The 14,880-nt window shown below is 62.5% G+C and carries 12 protein-coding genes; 10 read left to right on the top strand and 2 right to left on the bottom strand.

Features of this window, described 5'->3' with window-relative positions:
• The first annotated feature begins 154 nt into the window (after window positions 1-154).
• A complete protein-coding gene (locus tag BACI349Y_RS07515; protein WP_159631584.1) occupies window positions 155-3,070 on the top strand; it encodes a GH25 family lysozyme in 2,916 nt (971 codons plus the stop codon).
• A gap of 66 nt (window positions 3,071-3,136) precedes the next feature.
• On the opposite strand, the gene rfbA is transcribed toward BACI349Y_RS07515, so the two are convergent.
• The gene (gene rfbA / locus BACI349Y_RS07510) at window positions 3,137-4,006 is read right to left on the bottom strand and encodes a glucose-1-phosphate thymidylyltransferase RfbA (RefSeq protein WP_159631583.1); all 870 of its coding nucleotides are present in this window, start codon (window positions 4,004-4,006) and stop codon (window positions 3,137-3,139) included.
• 55 nt (window positions 4,007-4,061) lie between these two features.
• Here rfbA and rfbB point away from each other — a divergent pair, with 55 nt between their 5' ends.
• The 4 genes from rfbB to BACI349Y_RS07490 are packed head-to-tail and all read left to right on the top strand — an operon-like array spanning window position 4,062 to window position 7,611.
• Window positions 4,062-5,060 (top strand): dTDP-glucose 4,6-dehydratase, encoded by a 999-nt coding sequence (rfbB, locus tag BACI349Y_RS07505; protein ID WP_159631582.1) that lies wholly within the window; start codon window positions 4,062-4,064, stop codon window positions 5,058-5,060.
• Window positions 5,061-5,063: 3 nt separating this feature from the next.
• Window positions 5,064-6,494, top strand: coding sequence for a sugar nucleotide-binding protein (locus BACI349Y_RS07500; protein ID WP_159631581.1), 1,431 nt, complete (start codon window positions 5,064-5,066; stop codon window positions 6,492-6,494).
• Entirely contained in the window at window positions 6,491-7,216 is a 726-nt protein-coding gene (locus tag BACI349Y_RS07495) for a glycosyltransferase family 2 protein (RefSeq protein ID WP_159631580.1), read from the top strand. Before BACI349Y_RS07500 ends, BACI349Y_RS07495 begins: the two co-directional genes overlap by 4 nt.
• Window positions 7,217-7,224: 8 nt before the next feature.
• Window positions 7,225-7,611 (top strand): DUF2304 domain-containing protein, encoded by a 387-nt coding sequence (locus tag BACI349Y_RS07490; protein ID WP_159631579.1) that lies wholly within the window; start codon window positions 7,225-7,227, stop codon window positions 7,609-7,611.
• Between the two features lie 85 nt (window positions 7,612-7,696).
• Here BACI349Y_RS07490 and BACI349Y_RS07485 read toward each other — a convergent pair whose 3' ends face one another.
• The gene (locus BACI349Y_RS07485; protein WP_159631578.1) at window positions 7,697-8,578 is read right to left on the bottom strand and encodes a glycosyltransferase family 2 protein; all 882 of its coding nucleotides are present in this window, start codon (window positions 8,576-8,578) and stop codon (window positions 7,697-7,699) included.
• Between the two features lie 192 nt (window positions 8,579-8,770).
• Here BACI349Y_RS07485 and BACI349Y_RS07480 point away from each other — a divergent pair, with 192 nt between their 5' ends.
• The 5 genes from BACI349Y_RS07480 to BACI349Y_RS07460 all read left to right on the top strand — a co-directional run bounded on the left by BACI349Y_RS07480 (window position 8,771) and on the right by BACI349Y_RS07460 (window position 14,752).
• The gene (locus BACI349Y_RS07480; protein ID WP_224027177.1) at window positions 8,771-9,490 is read left to right on the top strand and encodes a glycosyltransferase; all 720 of its coding nucleotides are present in this window, start codon (window positions 8,771-8,773) and stop codon (window positions 9,488-9,490) included.
• 104 nt (window positions 9,491-9,594) lie between these two features.
• Entirely contained in the window at window positions 9,595-10,425 is an 831-nt protein-coding gene (locus BACI349Y_RS07475) for a glycosyltransferase (RefSeq protein WP_224026508.1), read from the top strand.
• 53 nt (window positions 10,426-10,478) lie between these two features.
• Complete coding sequence (locus BACI349Y_RS07470; protein WP_159631575.1) at window positions 10,479-11,522, top strand: hypothetical protein; 1,044 nt, start codon at window positions 10,479-10,481, stop codon at window positions 11,520-11,522.
• A gap of 27 nt (window positions 11,523-11,549) precedes the next feature.
• The gene (locus tag BACI349Y_RS07465; RefSeq protein ID WP_159631574.1) at window positions 11,550-12,782 is read left to right on the top strand and encodes a lipopolysaccharide biosynthesis protein; all 1,233 of its coding nucleotides are present in this window, start codon (window positions 11,550-11,552) and stop codon (window positions 12,780-12,782) included.
• Complete coding sequence (locus BACI349Y_RS07460) at window positions 12,779-14,752, top strand: DUF6541 family protein (protein WP_159631573.1); 1,974 nt, start codon at window positions 12,779-12,781, stop codon at window positions 14,750-14,752. The genes BACI349Y_RS07465 and BACI349Y_RS07460 overlap by 4 nt, the downstream gene beginning before the upstream one ends.
• Window positions 14,753-14,880 lie beyond the last annotated feature (128 nt).

The raw sequence follows: 14,880 nt of genomic DNA, 5'->3' as shown, positions 1-14,880 counted from the left end.
AACACCAGAATCACTGGTTTCGCTGGTAACACCGGTGCTATGGTGAGCGCGTTATTTATCGAAATAGCACTATCAGGTGCCTTCCTGGGGGAAATCACCTGAGCAGTATCCAAAGAGGCGCTTGGGGGAGCGCCTCATTGTCTCCGGAGCACACATGAAGCGGAACCTGTCTCAGTCCCGTCGCCCAGTCCTGAAGTCTTTTGGGCTCGTACTACTTGCCTGCTCCCTTTTAACAGGACCGGGCCTGAGCGGAGTCGCCTTCGCCGTTGATTCCAGCCCGACGCCCGCTCCGTCACCGACGTCCACCGCGGCGCAATCCCAGACCGCGCCTTCGCCGGCACCGGCTTTGCAGGGTGCACCCTCTACAACCCCTCCGGCCGTCCCGACCGCTTCACCTGCAGCTCCCGCCCCTGCGCCGTCTCCCACCGGCACTAACCCGGCAGCGCCCTCCACCACGAAGAAGTTGTCCAGGCAGGAGCTGCTCGCTGCCGGTGGGGCCCAAATGGGACAGCGTTCCTCGCGGGTGGCACGTGATACGGCAATCGCGGCAGGCTCAGGCTTGTCGACGCAGTCTTTGTCCACGGAAGGCACTTGGAACCCAACATTTGGCGTCCTTGGACTGGACGTCAGCAAGTGGCAGCCAAGCGTGGACTGGCAAGGCGAGTGGAACAAGGGCGCGCGGTTTGCCTACGTAAAGGCGTCCGAAGGCACCTACTACACGAACGAATTATTCAACTCCCAATACCAGGGTGCACGGAACGTGGGCATGATTCGCGGTGCCTACCACTTCGCCCACCCGTCATCGACATCCGGTGCTGACCAGGCGCGCTTCTTCGTCAACAACGGAGGGGGCTGGAGCGCGGACGGCTACACACTGCCCCCCGTCCTTGACATTGAATACAACCCTTACGACGGCAACATCTGCTATGACATGACGCCCGCCCAAATGACGGCATGGATTGCGGACTTCGGCTCCACCATGCGGGCGTTGACGGGCCGGCTGCCGGTGATCTACTCAACCACCGATTGGTGGGCAACCTGCACCAACAACTCCGCCGCATTCGGGGACTACCCGTTATGGGTTGCTGCCTATCCGATGACACCGGCGTCATCGCCCGGAATGCTGCCGGCAAGCTGGAGCACCTACAGCATCTGGCAATACAGCAGCACCGGTCCCTTTGCCGGCGACTCAAATGTATGGAACGGCGACTTCGCAGCACTCCAGCGGTTCGCGGGAAGCAGCGCTCCCACTATCCAGGTCCCGTCGCAGGCCACCCAGCAAATTGCAGCGTATGCAGGGAGCCACCCCTCCCTCGGCAGCCAAACCACCGCCATCACATGCGGTTTAACCAGCGGCGGCTGCTACCAAGGGTTCCAGGGCGGGACCGTCATGTGGTCCTCAGCCTCCGGGGCTTTCGCTGTTTCGGCCGGACCGGTCACCGGCGCGTGGCAGGCCCTAGGCGCTGAGCGCAGTCCGGCCGGCTATCCGACCAGTGACTTGATCTGCGGACTGAAGAATAACGGCTGTTTCCAGAACTTCCAGGGCGGCAGCATCATGTCTTCCCCTGCCACAGGTGCCGCCTTCGTTCCATTTGGCGCGATCCGGGATGCCTGGGCGGCGCAGGGCTACGAAAACGGGCCATGGGGCTACCCGACGAGCAATGCGACATGCGGGCTGCGGTCGGGCGGATGCTTCCAACTGTTCCAGGCAGGATCGGGGCTGTGGAGTCCTTCCAGCGGCGCGCACCTGGTCAAATCAGGACCGATTCTTGATGCCTGGGCGAAAGACGGGTTTGAGAACGGCCTCCTTGGCTTCCCCAGCACGGATGCGACCTGCACAGCTTCCGACTGCACCCAGCTGTTCACCGGCGGAGTTATTGGATGGACCTCCACAGCTGGAGCCTGGCCCATCTACATGGGGATCGGTGACACCTGGAAGGCAGCGCGCGCAAAGGGCGAACCGATCGGATTCCCTTTGGCCAAGGAAGTGTGCGGACTGCGTGGCGGCGGCTGCTACCAGCTGTTCCAGGGTGGAAGCATCCTGTTCTCCCCCACATCCGGGGCGTACTCGATGACGGGCCGCATCCTTAACTACTGGGCGCAATCGGGCTTCGAAAACGGCCAGCTGGGCTACCCGACGGGTCCGGCCAGTTGCGGCGCCGTTCAGAGCGAATGCTGGCAGTCCTTTGAAAAGGGCACGGTCGCCTACTCAGCGGCCACACCGATCCAGACCGTCCCGGCCGGACCCATGGCGCAGGCGTGGAAGAACCTCGGCGCCTCAGGAGGGGCCCTCGGTTACCCCTCCTCAGCACAGATCTGCGGCCTCAAGGACGGCGGATGCTTCCAGATGTTCGCCAAGGGTGCCCTCATGTACTCCCCCGCAGCAGGCGCGCAGCCCAGCCTGCTCGGACCCATCCGTGACTTCTGGCAGAAGCAGGGGTTCGAAAATGGCGCCCTTGGCTACCCCGCCTCGAATGTTATTTGCGGGCTGGTCGGTGCCGGGTGCTTCCAGAACTACCTGGGCGGGACAGTGATGTGGTCCAATGCCAGCGCGGCGCACGCCATGTCGTTCGGCCCGGTCCGGGACGCCTGGATAGCTTCCGGTTTTGAGAACGGAATCCTTGGCTACCCAACGAGCGAACAGGTGTGCGGTCTGCGGAACGGCGGCTGCTTCCAGAACTTCGTCAACGGAACCGTGATGTACTCACCTGCCACCGGAGCCCAGACCATGTCATCGGCACCTATCCGCGACAAGTGGGCCACCACCGGCTTTGAGGGCGGATCGCTGGGCTACCCCACCAGCGGCGCCATCTGTGGCCTGCGGAACGGCGGCTGCTTCCAGAACTTCGAGAAGGGGACCATCATGTGGTCCGCCGCGAGCGGCGCCCAGGTGATGATGCCGGGACCAATCCAGCAGAGCTGGGCGGCGCAGGGCTTCGAAAACGGTGCGCTGGCATTCCCTACTAACAGCCAGACCTGTACCGCCGACAAGCTTTCCTGCAGCCAGACCTTCCAGGGAGGCACTGTCAGCTGGACCTCCGCGGGCGGGGCGAAAACCCGCCTCAACTGACCCGGCCCGCAAACAGCAGGGGCGGGACCGCTTTCGCGGTCCCGCCCCTGCTGTTTTGTTTGTGGATCAGCGGCCGTGTTCCAGCAGCTCGATAAGGTAGGAGCCGTAACCGCTCTTGACGAGAGGCTCCGCCCGCTCACGCAGTTCGTCATCCGTGAGGAATCCCAAACGCCAGGCAATTTCCTCGGGTGCCCCGATCTTCAGCCCCTGCCGGTTCTCAGTGGTCCGGACAAAGTTCGAGGCGTCGTTCAGGTCATTGAAAGTTCCCGTGTCCAGCCATGCGGTCCCCCGCGGAAGAATCTCGACCTGCAGCTTGCCGCGCTCCAGGTAGGTTCGGTTGACGTCAGTGATCTCAAGCTCTCCCCGGGCGGACGGCTTGAGGTTCTTTGCAATATCCACGACGTCGTTATCGTAGAAATAGAGCCCGGGCACCGCATAGTGGCTCTTGGGTTCCGCAGGCTTCTCTTCCAGCGAGACCGCCTTGCCGTTCTCGTCGAACTCCACAACGCCGTAGGCTTTCGGATCGGCCACCCAGTAACCGAACACTGCACCACCGTCAATGTTTTCGAAGCGCCGCAGCTGCGTGCCCATGCCGTGCCCGTAGAAGATGTTGTCGCCCAGGACAAGGGCCACGCTGTCGTCACCAATGTGCTCGGCACCGAGCACAAACGCCTGAGCGAGGCCGTCGGGAGACGGCTGCTGCTTGTAGGTGATGGAGACACCAAACCGGGACCCGTCCCCCAGGAGCCGCTCGAACTGCTCAGCGTCGTGGGGGGTGGTGATAATGAGGATGTCCCGGATGCCCGCGAGGATCAAGGTGGAGAGCGGGTAGTAGATCATGGGCTTGTCGTAGACCGGGACCAACTGCTTACTGACGCCCAAGGTGATGGGGTGGAGCCTCGAGCCGGTACCGCCGGCGAGTATTATTCCGCGCATGCACCCATCTTTCCTTTAGCTAAGTGCAGCGGCAAATCCGGTAGTCTTGGGAATTATGCAGCGACTTCTTGTTACCGGCGGTGCCGGCTTCATTGGCTCGAACTTTGTCCACTACGTTATTGAGAACACCGAAGACCATGTCACTGTTCTGGACAAGTTGACCTACGCCGGCAACCTCGCGTCGCTGCAGGGCCTCCCAGCCGACCGCTTCTCATTCGTTCAGGGTGACATTGCCGACCCCGCACTCGTGGACGGGCTCGTTGCCGAGGCAGATGTAGTGGTCCACTACGCAGCAGAATCGCACAACGACAACTCCCTGCACGATCCTCGGCCCTTCCTTGACACCAACATCATCGGTACCTACACCCTCATCGAAGCAGCGCGGAAGCACAACAAGCGCTTCCACCACATTTCCACTGACGAGGTCTACGGCGATCTCGAGCTCGATGATCCCGAACGCTTCACGGAACAGACCCCCTATAACCCGTCCAGCCCGTACTCCTCCACGAAGGCCGGGTCCGACCTTCTGGTCCGCGCCTGGGTCCGCTCATTTGGGCTCCAGGCAACCATCAGCAACTGCTCCAACAACTACGGTCCGTACCAGCACGTGGAAAAGTTCATCCCGCGGCAGATCACCAATGTGATCGATGGCATCCGGCCCAAGCTCTACGGCAAGGGGGAAAATGTCCGCGACTGGATCCACGCGAACGACCACTCCTCCGCCGTCCTGGCCATCATTGCCAAGGGGCGCATCGGCGAGACCTACCTGATTGGTGCCGACGGTGAGAAGAACAACAAGGACGTTGTTGAGCTGATCCTGAAGCACATGGGCCAGGCGCCGGACGCCTATGACCACGTCATCGACCGGGCCGGCCACGACCTGCGCTACGCGATCGATTCCACAAAGCTGCGGACCGAGCTCGGCTGGGAACCCCGGTTCTCCAACTTTGATACCGGCATCGAGGACACTATCGCCTGGTACCGGGACAACGAGGACTGGTGGCGCCCACAGAAGGCCGCCACCGAGGCCAAGTACAAGGAACAGGGCCAGTAGGGCATGTCCATCGAGTTCTCCAAAAAGCTCGCCGTCCACGAAACGCCCATTCCCGGCGTCGTTCTCTACGACCTTCCTGTCCACGGCGACAACCGCGGCTGGTTCAAGGAAAACTGGCAACGGGAAAAAATGGTTGCGCTCGGCCTGCCGGACTTCCGGCCCGTCCAGAACAACATCTCCTTCAACGAGAAGGCGGGTACCACCAGGGGGATCCACGCAGAGCCCTGGGACAAGTTCATCTCGGTCGCCACGGGACGGATCTTTGGAGCATGGGTGGATCTGCGTCAGGGGCCCACCTTTGGTTCCGTCTTCACCGCTGAACTCGACCCCAGCCAGGCGATTTTCATTCCGCGGGGCGTCGGCAATGCTTTCCAGACCCTTGAAGACACGACGGCTTACACCTACCTCGTGAATGACCACTGGTCCGCCGACGCCCAGGGCCAGTACACCTTCCTGAACCTGGCGGACGAAACCGTGGCCATCGAATGGCCCATCCCGCTCTCCGAAGCCGAACTGTCCGACAAGGACAAAGCGCACCCCCGCCTCGCGGACGTCGTGCCCATGCCACCGAAGAAGACCCTGGTCATCGGCGCCAACGGCCAGCTGGGTAAGGCACTGCGGAAAAAGTACGACGGCGACACTTCCGTTGAGTTCGCATCGCGCAGTGAGTTCGACCTCGGCAGTCCGGACGCGTTCAAAGGCCGCAACTGGAAGAACTACTCCACCATTATCAATGCGGCGGCCTACACGGCCGTTGACGCGGCGGAGACTTCGGAGGGGCGCGCAGCCGCCTGGGCCACCAACGTGACGGCGTTGACGCAGCTTGCGCGGATTGCCGTTGAGCATGACCTCACCCTGGTGCACGTCTCCTCTGACTACGTGTTCGACGGGGCCAAGGAAGTCCATGCGGAAACTGAAGCGCTCACACCGCTTGGTGTCTACGGTCAGACCAAAGCAGCAGGCGACGCCGTCGTCAGCGTGGTCCCCCGGCACTACATCGTCCGCACGAGTTGGGTCATCGGTGAAGGCAACAACTTTGTCCGTACCATGGCCTCGCTCGCTTCGCGCGGAGTAGAACCTTCCGTGGTGAACGACCAGTACGGCCGCCTCAGTTTCACTGATGACATCGCGGCAGGTATCCGGCATTTGCTGGACACCGGCGCTCCCTACGGCACCTACAACCTGAGCAACGACGGCGACCCGCAGTCGTGGGCGGACATCGCCGCGGACGTCTACGAATTGTCCGGCAAAAGCCGGGCCGCCGTGACGGGCGTGAGCACCAAGGAATACTTCGAGGGGAAGGATGCCGCCCCCCGGCCGCTCAACAGTGTCCTGGACCTCTCCAAGATCAAGGCAGCAGGCTTCGAGGCACCGCCGGCAGGGCTGCGCCTGACCGAGTACGTTAATTCGACCACGAGCGGATTCCCAGCATGACCGAAGCACGCCACGACACCCTCGTCATCATGCCGGCCTGGAACGAGTCGGAAGCAATCGGCAACACCATCGCGGAAGTCCTCGAGTTTGGACCCCCATGCGATGTGCTGGTGGTGGACGACGGCTCCCGTGACAACACCGCCAGGGTGGCACGCGCGGCCGGCGCCACCGTCGTGCAATTGCCGTTCAACATGGGCGTCGGCGGCGCGATGCGGACCGGCTTCAAATATGCCCAGATGCATGGTTACCGGCAAGTCATCCAGGTGGACGCCGATGGCCAGCATGACCCCCGGGACATCAAGGCAGTCCTTGACGGATTGCGCGACGCCGATATCGCCATTGGTGCCCGCTTCGCCGAGGCGGGGAACTACACCGTCCGCGGCCCCCGAAAGTGGGCAATGAACGTCCTGGCGTGGACAATTTCCCGGCTTGCACGGACAAAGCTCACCGACGTGACCTCCGGTTTCCGCGCAGCGAACACCAAAGCCATCCGCCAATACCTGGACCATTACCCCGCCGAGTACCTGGGCGACACGATTGATTCATTGGTCGTGGCGATCCGTTCAGGCTGCACTGTCCGCCAGGTTGGCGTTTCTATGAGGGAGCGTCAGGGAGGCACCCCCAGCCATGACCCGATAAAGGCCGCGATCTACCTCGGCCGCTCAGGGATGGCGCTCTTGTTCGCGCTGACGCGCAAGAAATCCACACCTTCCACCAACTAGGAATCCACATGTCCCTCCTTATGGGCTCCATCGTCGTCGTGGCGATTCTCTTCTTCGTCTTCGAAATGCTGCGACGGCAGAAGTTGCGCGAGAAATACGCTGTTCTCTGGATCGTCATCGGCATCGGCACTCTTCTGCTGGCGGCCTTTCCCGCCCTGCTTGAGCAAGCCAGTGGCCTGCTCGGAATCCAGGTCCCCGCGAACCTTCTCTTCATCACCACCCTCGTCCTCCTTGTCGGGGTATGCCTTCACCTGTCACGCGAGCAGTCGCAGGCCGAGGACGAGGTGCGCATTCTTTGCGAAGAGGTGGCCCTGTTGAAGGTAGAGCTTTCGGCACTGCAGCAGAGCGTCGGGTCACACCCGCGACAGGAAGGAACCACCGGGCCCGCTGCGTAGCAGAAGCATTTCCGCGGGCCTGGCCAGGCGGACCAAACAAAAAAGGGAGCGACCCCGCGGGGCGCTCCCTTTCCTATGCGGCCGGTCAGCCGAAGATGTGCTTTGCCAGCCGTGGGAGGGAGTCCACCTTGCCCATGGCCACAGACTTGACCACCAAGGATGCAGCATTCAGCCGCGAGGTGGTGTGGAAGGACGCAGCGCGGGCAGCGCGGTTCCAGCCAAGTTCCTTGAACCGGGCTGCCTGCCCCTCAAAGAAGCGCCGCTCTTCATCAAAGCGGCGTCCGTCCAGGGCACGCACGGAAGAATCTGACGCCGAGTGCCTCCGGTACAGAAAGGACAACGTGGGGTCCACCACAAGGGAGCCGCCTTCGGCCGCTATGTCCAGCAGCAGCGCGAGGTCCTGAACGACGTCCAGGCCGTCGGTGAAGCCGATCCGCACAATGGTCTCCGACCGCCAGGCCAACGACGGAAAGTATGCCCAGTCAGCACGTACCAGGCTCGTGGCCATCTGCTCGCCCTTGAGCTCGATCCGCTCACGGGTCTTCGGGGCGTAGGCCTTTTTGACGGCATCAGCCAGGGGAATGCAGGCAATGCCCTTTTCATCAATGACCTGGACACCCGGCTGGACAACGCTGGCATGCGGGTAGGTCTCGAACGCATCCACTACGACGTCCAGGTAGTTGGGCAGCATGACATCGTCTGCGCCCATGATGACCACATACGGTGCCTCGACCATGGTCAGCGCCTTGCGATAGTTGCCGTTGGCGCCCAGGTTTTTCTCGTTCTTGAGGTACGTAACGCGTGGGTCAGTAATCGTCGAGAACCAGCGTTCCGGCTCGGGGTCCGGGTAGCCGTCATCGATGACGATGAGCCGCCAGTCTTCGTTTTCCTGGTTCATCACGCTTCGGGCTGCGAGCTTCATCTGATCGACATCGCCGTAGTAGGGCAGCATTACGTCAACGGTCATGGACCTGGGATTCCTTCCGTGGGCTCCGCTCGAAGAACTCGGCGGCTTCCCCACGATTATAGTTGACCGGCCCCTGTCGGGCCTGTCAGGCACGGCTTGCTAGACTGCTTGGGGTCCTGCCCGCCCCGCTGGCACCGCCCGGAGTGAGGAGAATTACTTTTGGAGCCCACAACCACACGGCCGCGCATCAGTGTGTGCATGGCTGCCTACAACGGCGCCCGCCACATCAGCGAGCAAATCGATTCGATCCTTCCCGAACTTGGCCCCCACGACGAAGTCGTGGTCGTCAACGACTGTTCCACGGACAACACTGCTGCCATCGTCGCCGCCGTTCCGGATGGCCGGATCCGGCTGATCAATGCCGAACAAAACCGCGGCTACGTTTCAACATTTGAAAGAGCCCTTGGGGAGGCGCGGGGAGAGTTCGTTTTCCTTTCGGACCAGGACGACGTGTGGCTCCCGGGCCGGGTGGAACGCATGATCTCGGCCTTGGACGGCAAGGACATGGTGGTGAGCAACTGCCGGCACTTCGACGGAGCGCCCGGCTCATTCCATGAAATCCGTCTCAGGGCCAAGGATTCCACCCACCACCTGCGGAACCTCCTGGGCATCGTGGTCGGTTACCGGCTCCACTGGGGTTGCGCGATGGCCGTCCGGCGGAACCTTTTGGCGCAGGCACTGCCATTCCCCCACTACATGAACGAATCCCACGACCAGTGGCTTGCCACTGTGGGCAACGTCAACCGTTCCATCGTCTACATGGAAGAAGACACCATCCTGCACAGACTTCACGGCGAGAACCTGACGCCCCACGGTATCCGCTCAGCCTCAAAAATAATCCGTGCACGGATCGCCTTCCTGCGCAACGTCTACATTGCAGTACGGCGCTCCCGGCAGGCGAGGCAGGCGTGATGGTCCAGCCCGGCCCGAACCCGACCAGTCCCCACCCCGACGTGTGCGGAGTCGTATCGGCCTATAACCCCGGTGATGAAAATGTTGCCAACGTAAAGTGGCTGTTGCGCTTCGTCGCCCACGTCGTGGTTGTCGACGACGGCTCCCGCGACGATGTATCGCAGGCACTGGCAGAGATGGAGCAGGCAGGTGCCGTCGTTCTGCGCCTCGGCACCAACTCCGGCATCGCCAGGGCCCTGAACACGGGAATCAAGGAAGCACTCGAGCGCTGGAACCCGGAGTGGATTGTCACCATGGACCAGGACTCCAGGTTCACTGGAGACTACATCGGTGCCGCTCTCGCCACTGTTGCAGCATCCAGTGACCCGCACAGCGTAGGCATGGTGTGCGCGGAGTCGCACAACCACATCCCCCTGCCGGTATGGGGCAGTCGGGATGAGCCCCAGATCTTCGACCCCATGACCAGCGGCACCTTGGTGCGTGCGCGCACGTTCGATGCAGTTGGCCTCTTCGATGAAGGGTTCTTCATCGATTGCGTGGATTCCGAGTTCAATGCCCGGCTCCGGGAGCACGGACTTCGTGCACTGGCAGGACGGGGCTGCAATCTCGAGCACAGCCTGGGCAGTGCACGGCCAATGAAGATTCTCGGCTGGCATGCGCACATCGGTGCCAAAAAGCTCTACATCTACTACCACGCGCCGTTCCGGGTCTACTACATCACCCGGAACTCGCTGACCCTCGCGCGCCGGTATGCGCTGAAACAACCGGCCTGGGTGCTGCGCAGAATCTACATGGAAATCCAAAGCAACATTGTGCGCTTCGGATTTGGTCCCAACCGGCGCAAACACGCGGTTGCCGCTGCAGCCGGCATCCGGGACGCCGTTCGGCAGCGGATGGGCAAAATAGACGACGACCTCGCAGCCCGCCTGCGCTAGGCGCCGGCTCCCCCAGTCCCCTGCACTGCCCGGTCAACATCGAAAGAAAACTCATGACCACCACCTCAGGATCAATCTTCGTCCTCTATCACCGCGGCTTGCGCACCGGAGGGCCCGAAGCCCTCCACCAGCTCGTCGATATGCTGCGTGAGCTTGGGCAGGACGCCTATCTGGTCCCGCACCCGCACACCGCAGGCAACGACCGCGTGGAGCAGTACGGGATTTACGACGCCCCGGAAGCACCTGAAATCATCGATTCCGCCGAAAACGTGGTGGTCTATCCGGAGACCTACGTCCACGAGATGTCCCATATCAAGCAGGCCCGCCGCATGTGCTGGTGGCTCAGCATCGACAACTCGCTGACTTTCATGGCCGAGCGCATGTGGTACCGGAATACGGCCGGCCTGTTTGAAAAGGCAAAGGAAGCGGCCGTCCCCTTCGCCCGGATGTGGAAGAACGGCGTGACGCCGGCAAAACTGCGCACGGACAAGGACGTCATCCACCTCGTGCAGTCCTCTTATGCATGGGCCTTCGTTGCCACCAGGTTGGACGTCGTGCCATCCCTGGTCTCCGACTACACCCCCACCGGGGAGTTCCAGGCCACCGCCACCGCCAAGCGCAACCGCCAGCTGGTCACCTACAACCCCGCCAAAGGCGGACACATTATCGATGCGGTGAAGGCGGCGAGCCCATCCACCATTGAGTGGCAGCCAATCGTCGGGATGACCCGTGCCGAGGTTGTTGCGACCCTGCAGCAGTGCGGCGTTTATTTGGATCTGGGGCACCACCCCGGTAAAGACCGCATGCCTCGGGAGGCAACACTTTCCGGCGCCCTGACCATCGTGGCCCGGCGCGGATCCGGCGCCTTCTACGCTGACGTTCCCATTCCCTGGGAACACAAGATCACGCCGGGAGATACCGAGGTTGCCACTGCTGCAGCCATGCTTCCGCAGCTCATCGCCAACTTCGAGCAGGAAGTGGCGAAACAAGGCAGCTACCGCGAAACCATCCTCAACGAACGTTCCCGGTTCAAGCGGGAGGTTGAGGACGTCTTCGTCAACGGCCGCCTGGGCAAGGACGCCTATGACTATGTGTAGTCGACGCACCGCGGCCGGGACCACGGCATGATCAAAAGGATCGCGGCTTTCGCCGGATTGCCGCTGCTCGCCTCTCTTGCGTCATTCATCCTTTTGCCCATCATCGCCAGAGTGGGTGGGGCGCCGGCTTGGAATTCCCTCGCCGTAGGCCAGGCTGTAGGGGCAATCGCCGCGATCGTCATAGGTCTGGGGTGGCCGCTGACAGGGCCTGCCGCCGTCGCCTCAGAAAGCGATGCCGTAACCCGGCGCCGGCTTTACGCCACCAGTTTCGTCACCCGCGCATTTGTTTTCGTCTGCGCCCTCCCCCTTATGGCAGCCGCCCTCTCGATCACGGGAGCCAAAGAACAGTTCTGGGTTGCTTTCCTGATGGCCTGCGCCCAGGCGGCGGCAGGACTGACCCCGGCCTGGTACTGCATTGCCACCGGGCACGCTGGCAGGATCGCGAAATACGACGTCGTTCCCCGTATGGTGGCGACTCTGGGCGTCATCCCACTTCTGTTCGCGACAGGTCAGATCTTCCTCTACCCACTGGCGCTTCTGCTGCTGGGCCTCGCGGGAACCATGTGGTTCAACAAGGATCATTCCCGACGGACCGACTTCGAGGGGCTGACGCCCCGCGCAGTGGTCCGCGAGATCTGGGCACTGAGGGGCGGTGCGGGCGTGACGGTCGCGGCAGGAGCGTACGCGTCCACCCCAGTCCTTGTGGTGCAGTTCGCTGCTTCTGCCTCCGGCCTGGCTGCGTTTGTATCAGCGGAGAAGCTGTACCGCATCGGACAGCTCGCGACGGCCGCGCTGGGAAACAGCCTCCAGGGGTGGGTCAACGAGTTCGGCTCAAACCACGCCGAGCGGCGAAAGTTCTCCCTTCTGGCATTGTCAGTCCTGGGAGCAGCCGGCTGGCTGATCCTTGCTGTTCTCGGCCCATGGGTCAGCACCCTCCTTTTCGGTTCAGAGTTGGCCGCTGACTTCTGGACCTGTTTCTGGTTCGGTCTGTCGTTCCTCCTCGTCTGTGTCACAACGTCCACCGGTGCCCACTGGCTGGTGCCCGCAAAACAGATGCGCACCGTCTTCTCCAGCACCATCGCAGGAGCCATCGCTGGGCTCCCGGCCATGGTCATCCTGGCGCACCTGATGGGCGGCCCGGGCGGCGCGCTGGGTCTGGTAGTAGGCGAAGTTGCGGTAACCGTCATACAGCTGCGCGCCATCATCCATCTGCTGCGGGAACCGTCGCCGCAGGACAGGACTGAGGAAATTCCGTCGTGAACTGGTTGACCATTCTTCCGGCCTCGGCGGTCGCAATCCTGCTCCTGTACGTCCCCGGGGCCGCCATCGCGTCGTGCCTCAAGTTCCGGTTGGGCGGGGTTCTCGGCATCGCGCCCCTGCTATCAACTGCAGCCGCCGGACTTGCCGGGGTCATCGGCGGGTTCCTCCATGTGCCCTGGAGCATCCTGCCGTATCTCCTCGTCAGCGCCCTCCTGGCTGCCGGAGCGTTGCTCCTGACGCGGCGCATTCCGTGGCGCCTGGCTGCGCCCGCCTGGAGGCAATCCCTGCCCCTCGCGGCCTTGGCACTCGCAACGCTGCCCATGACCTGGCGGTTCATCCAGCTGGTAGGGTCACCGGACCACCCGTCGCAGGTCTTCGATAACGTGTTCCACCTCAATGCAATCCGCTTCATCATCGACAGCGGAAACGCCTCATCGCTGACGCTGGCGTCGATACAAGGAGTGCAGGGCCTGGACGCGGTCTATCCCGCGGCGTGGCATTCTTTTGCTGCCCTCCTGGTGCAGCTGGCTTCAGTGGATATTCCTACCGCCGAGAACGTCCTGAACCTGGTCATCGTCGTGCTTCTCTGGCCCGCGTCCTGCCTGTTCCTCGTCACGAAGACCATCTCGCGCAGGCCGGCGGCCCTCATCATCACCGCGGTGGTCGCCGGCACACAGGTCGCCTTCCCCTTCCTCATGATTGTCTGGGGCCCTTTGTTCCCGTACGCCATGGCCCTCAGCATGATGCCGGTAGTGATAGTCGAACTCGCAGCGCTGGTCCGCATCGGGCGGACGCGGACGGAACCACTGCCCAGCTGGGCAGCGGCACTGGTGTTGTCGCTGGCGGGCCTCGCATTTGCCCACACGAGCTCCATCAACATCACGGTGGCGCTTGGCCTTCCGATCCTCGCCATGTTGTGGTGGCGGATCATGCCGCGCCGGGAGATGTGGCGGGTGAACCCCGCCGGCGCGTGGCTGTTCCTTGGCGGGACCGTGGGGATCCTCGCCGTCGCCGGGGTCCTGTGGTTGAAGCTGCGCCCTGCCCCGTATGACAACTGGGGACCAACCGTGAAGCCGGGCGCCGCCGTCGGGGAAATACTCACAGCCAGCACGATGCAATCAGCCATACCGGCAGTAGTGGTCTCCATCCTGTCGGTCTACGGTCTCCTCACCACCTTCAAAGTGGGGAAGTGGCGCTGGATGGCTGCGTGCTACGCCGTACTCGGCGGGCTCTATGTCGTTGCGGCGTCGTTTCCGAAAGGCAGCATCCGGGACCTCCTGATCGGCACCTGGTACCAGGACACCTACCGCCTGGCTGCACTCCTGCCCCTGCTGGTGACCCCACTTGCCGTCATCGGAGGTCTGCGCCTGTGGGACTCAGCCCGCTGCTCCCGCAGCGGTGCGCGGACGTGGCAGGTGTGGGAAGCTTCCATCGACCGGGCAGGCGCAAACGGGAAAACTGTGCTGTCCACGGCCGTTGTGGTGGTCTTCGCCCTCCTCGCTTCGTTCGCAGGCCCGCTGAGCCACTACATCAATGGCGCCTCCTCCGTATACCGCTTCGACGCACAATCGGAGCTCCTCACACCCGATGAGCTGGCGTTGATACAGCGGCTCCCTGGTCACGTCCCTTCCGATGCAGTCATAGCTGACAATCCGTGGAACGGGAGTTCACTCGCTTATGCGTACACAGGCCGCCGCGTCCTGACCACTCACCTGTTTTCAACAGACGACCCTGATACGGAACTGATTAATCAAAAGCTCGGAGACGCCGCGGACAACCCCGCCGTCTGCGCCGCCCTGCGCAATAAAAACGTGCAGTACGTCCTGGACTTCGGGCCCCGTTACCTGATCGACCTGCCAGGGTCCGAAAAGTACCCGGCGTTGACCAACCTTGCGCCGGGAAACGGAGTGACCCTGGTGGATTCGCAAGGCCCGGACGCACGGCTATACCGGATTTCCAGTTGTGGATGAGCGTGGCCTGCACCGGTGCGGCGCCGGCCGTGTCCCATACTTGCAGTGCTGGACCACTAGGCTGGATAGGTGATTCCCGTTTCTCGACGAACTAAAATCGGCGCCGCTGTTGTGCTGTCCGCACTCCT

The organism is Arthrobacter sp. 8AJ, assembly GCF_902506025.1.
GTDB lineage: Bacteria > Actinomycetota > Actinomycetes > Actinomycetales > Micrococcaceae > Arthrobacter.
The sequence above is the reverse complement of the archived record's forward strand: the minus strand, read 5'-3'. Positions and strand labels throughout refer to the sequence as shown.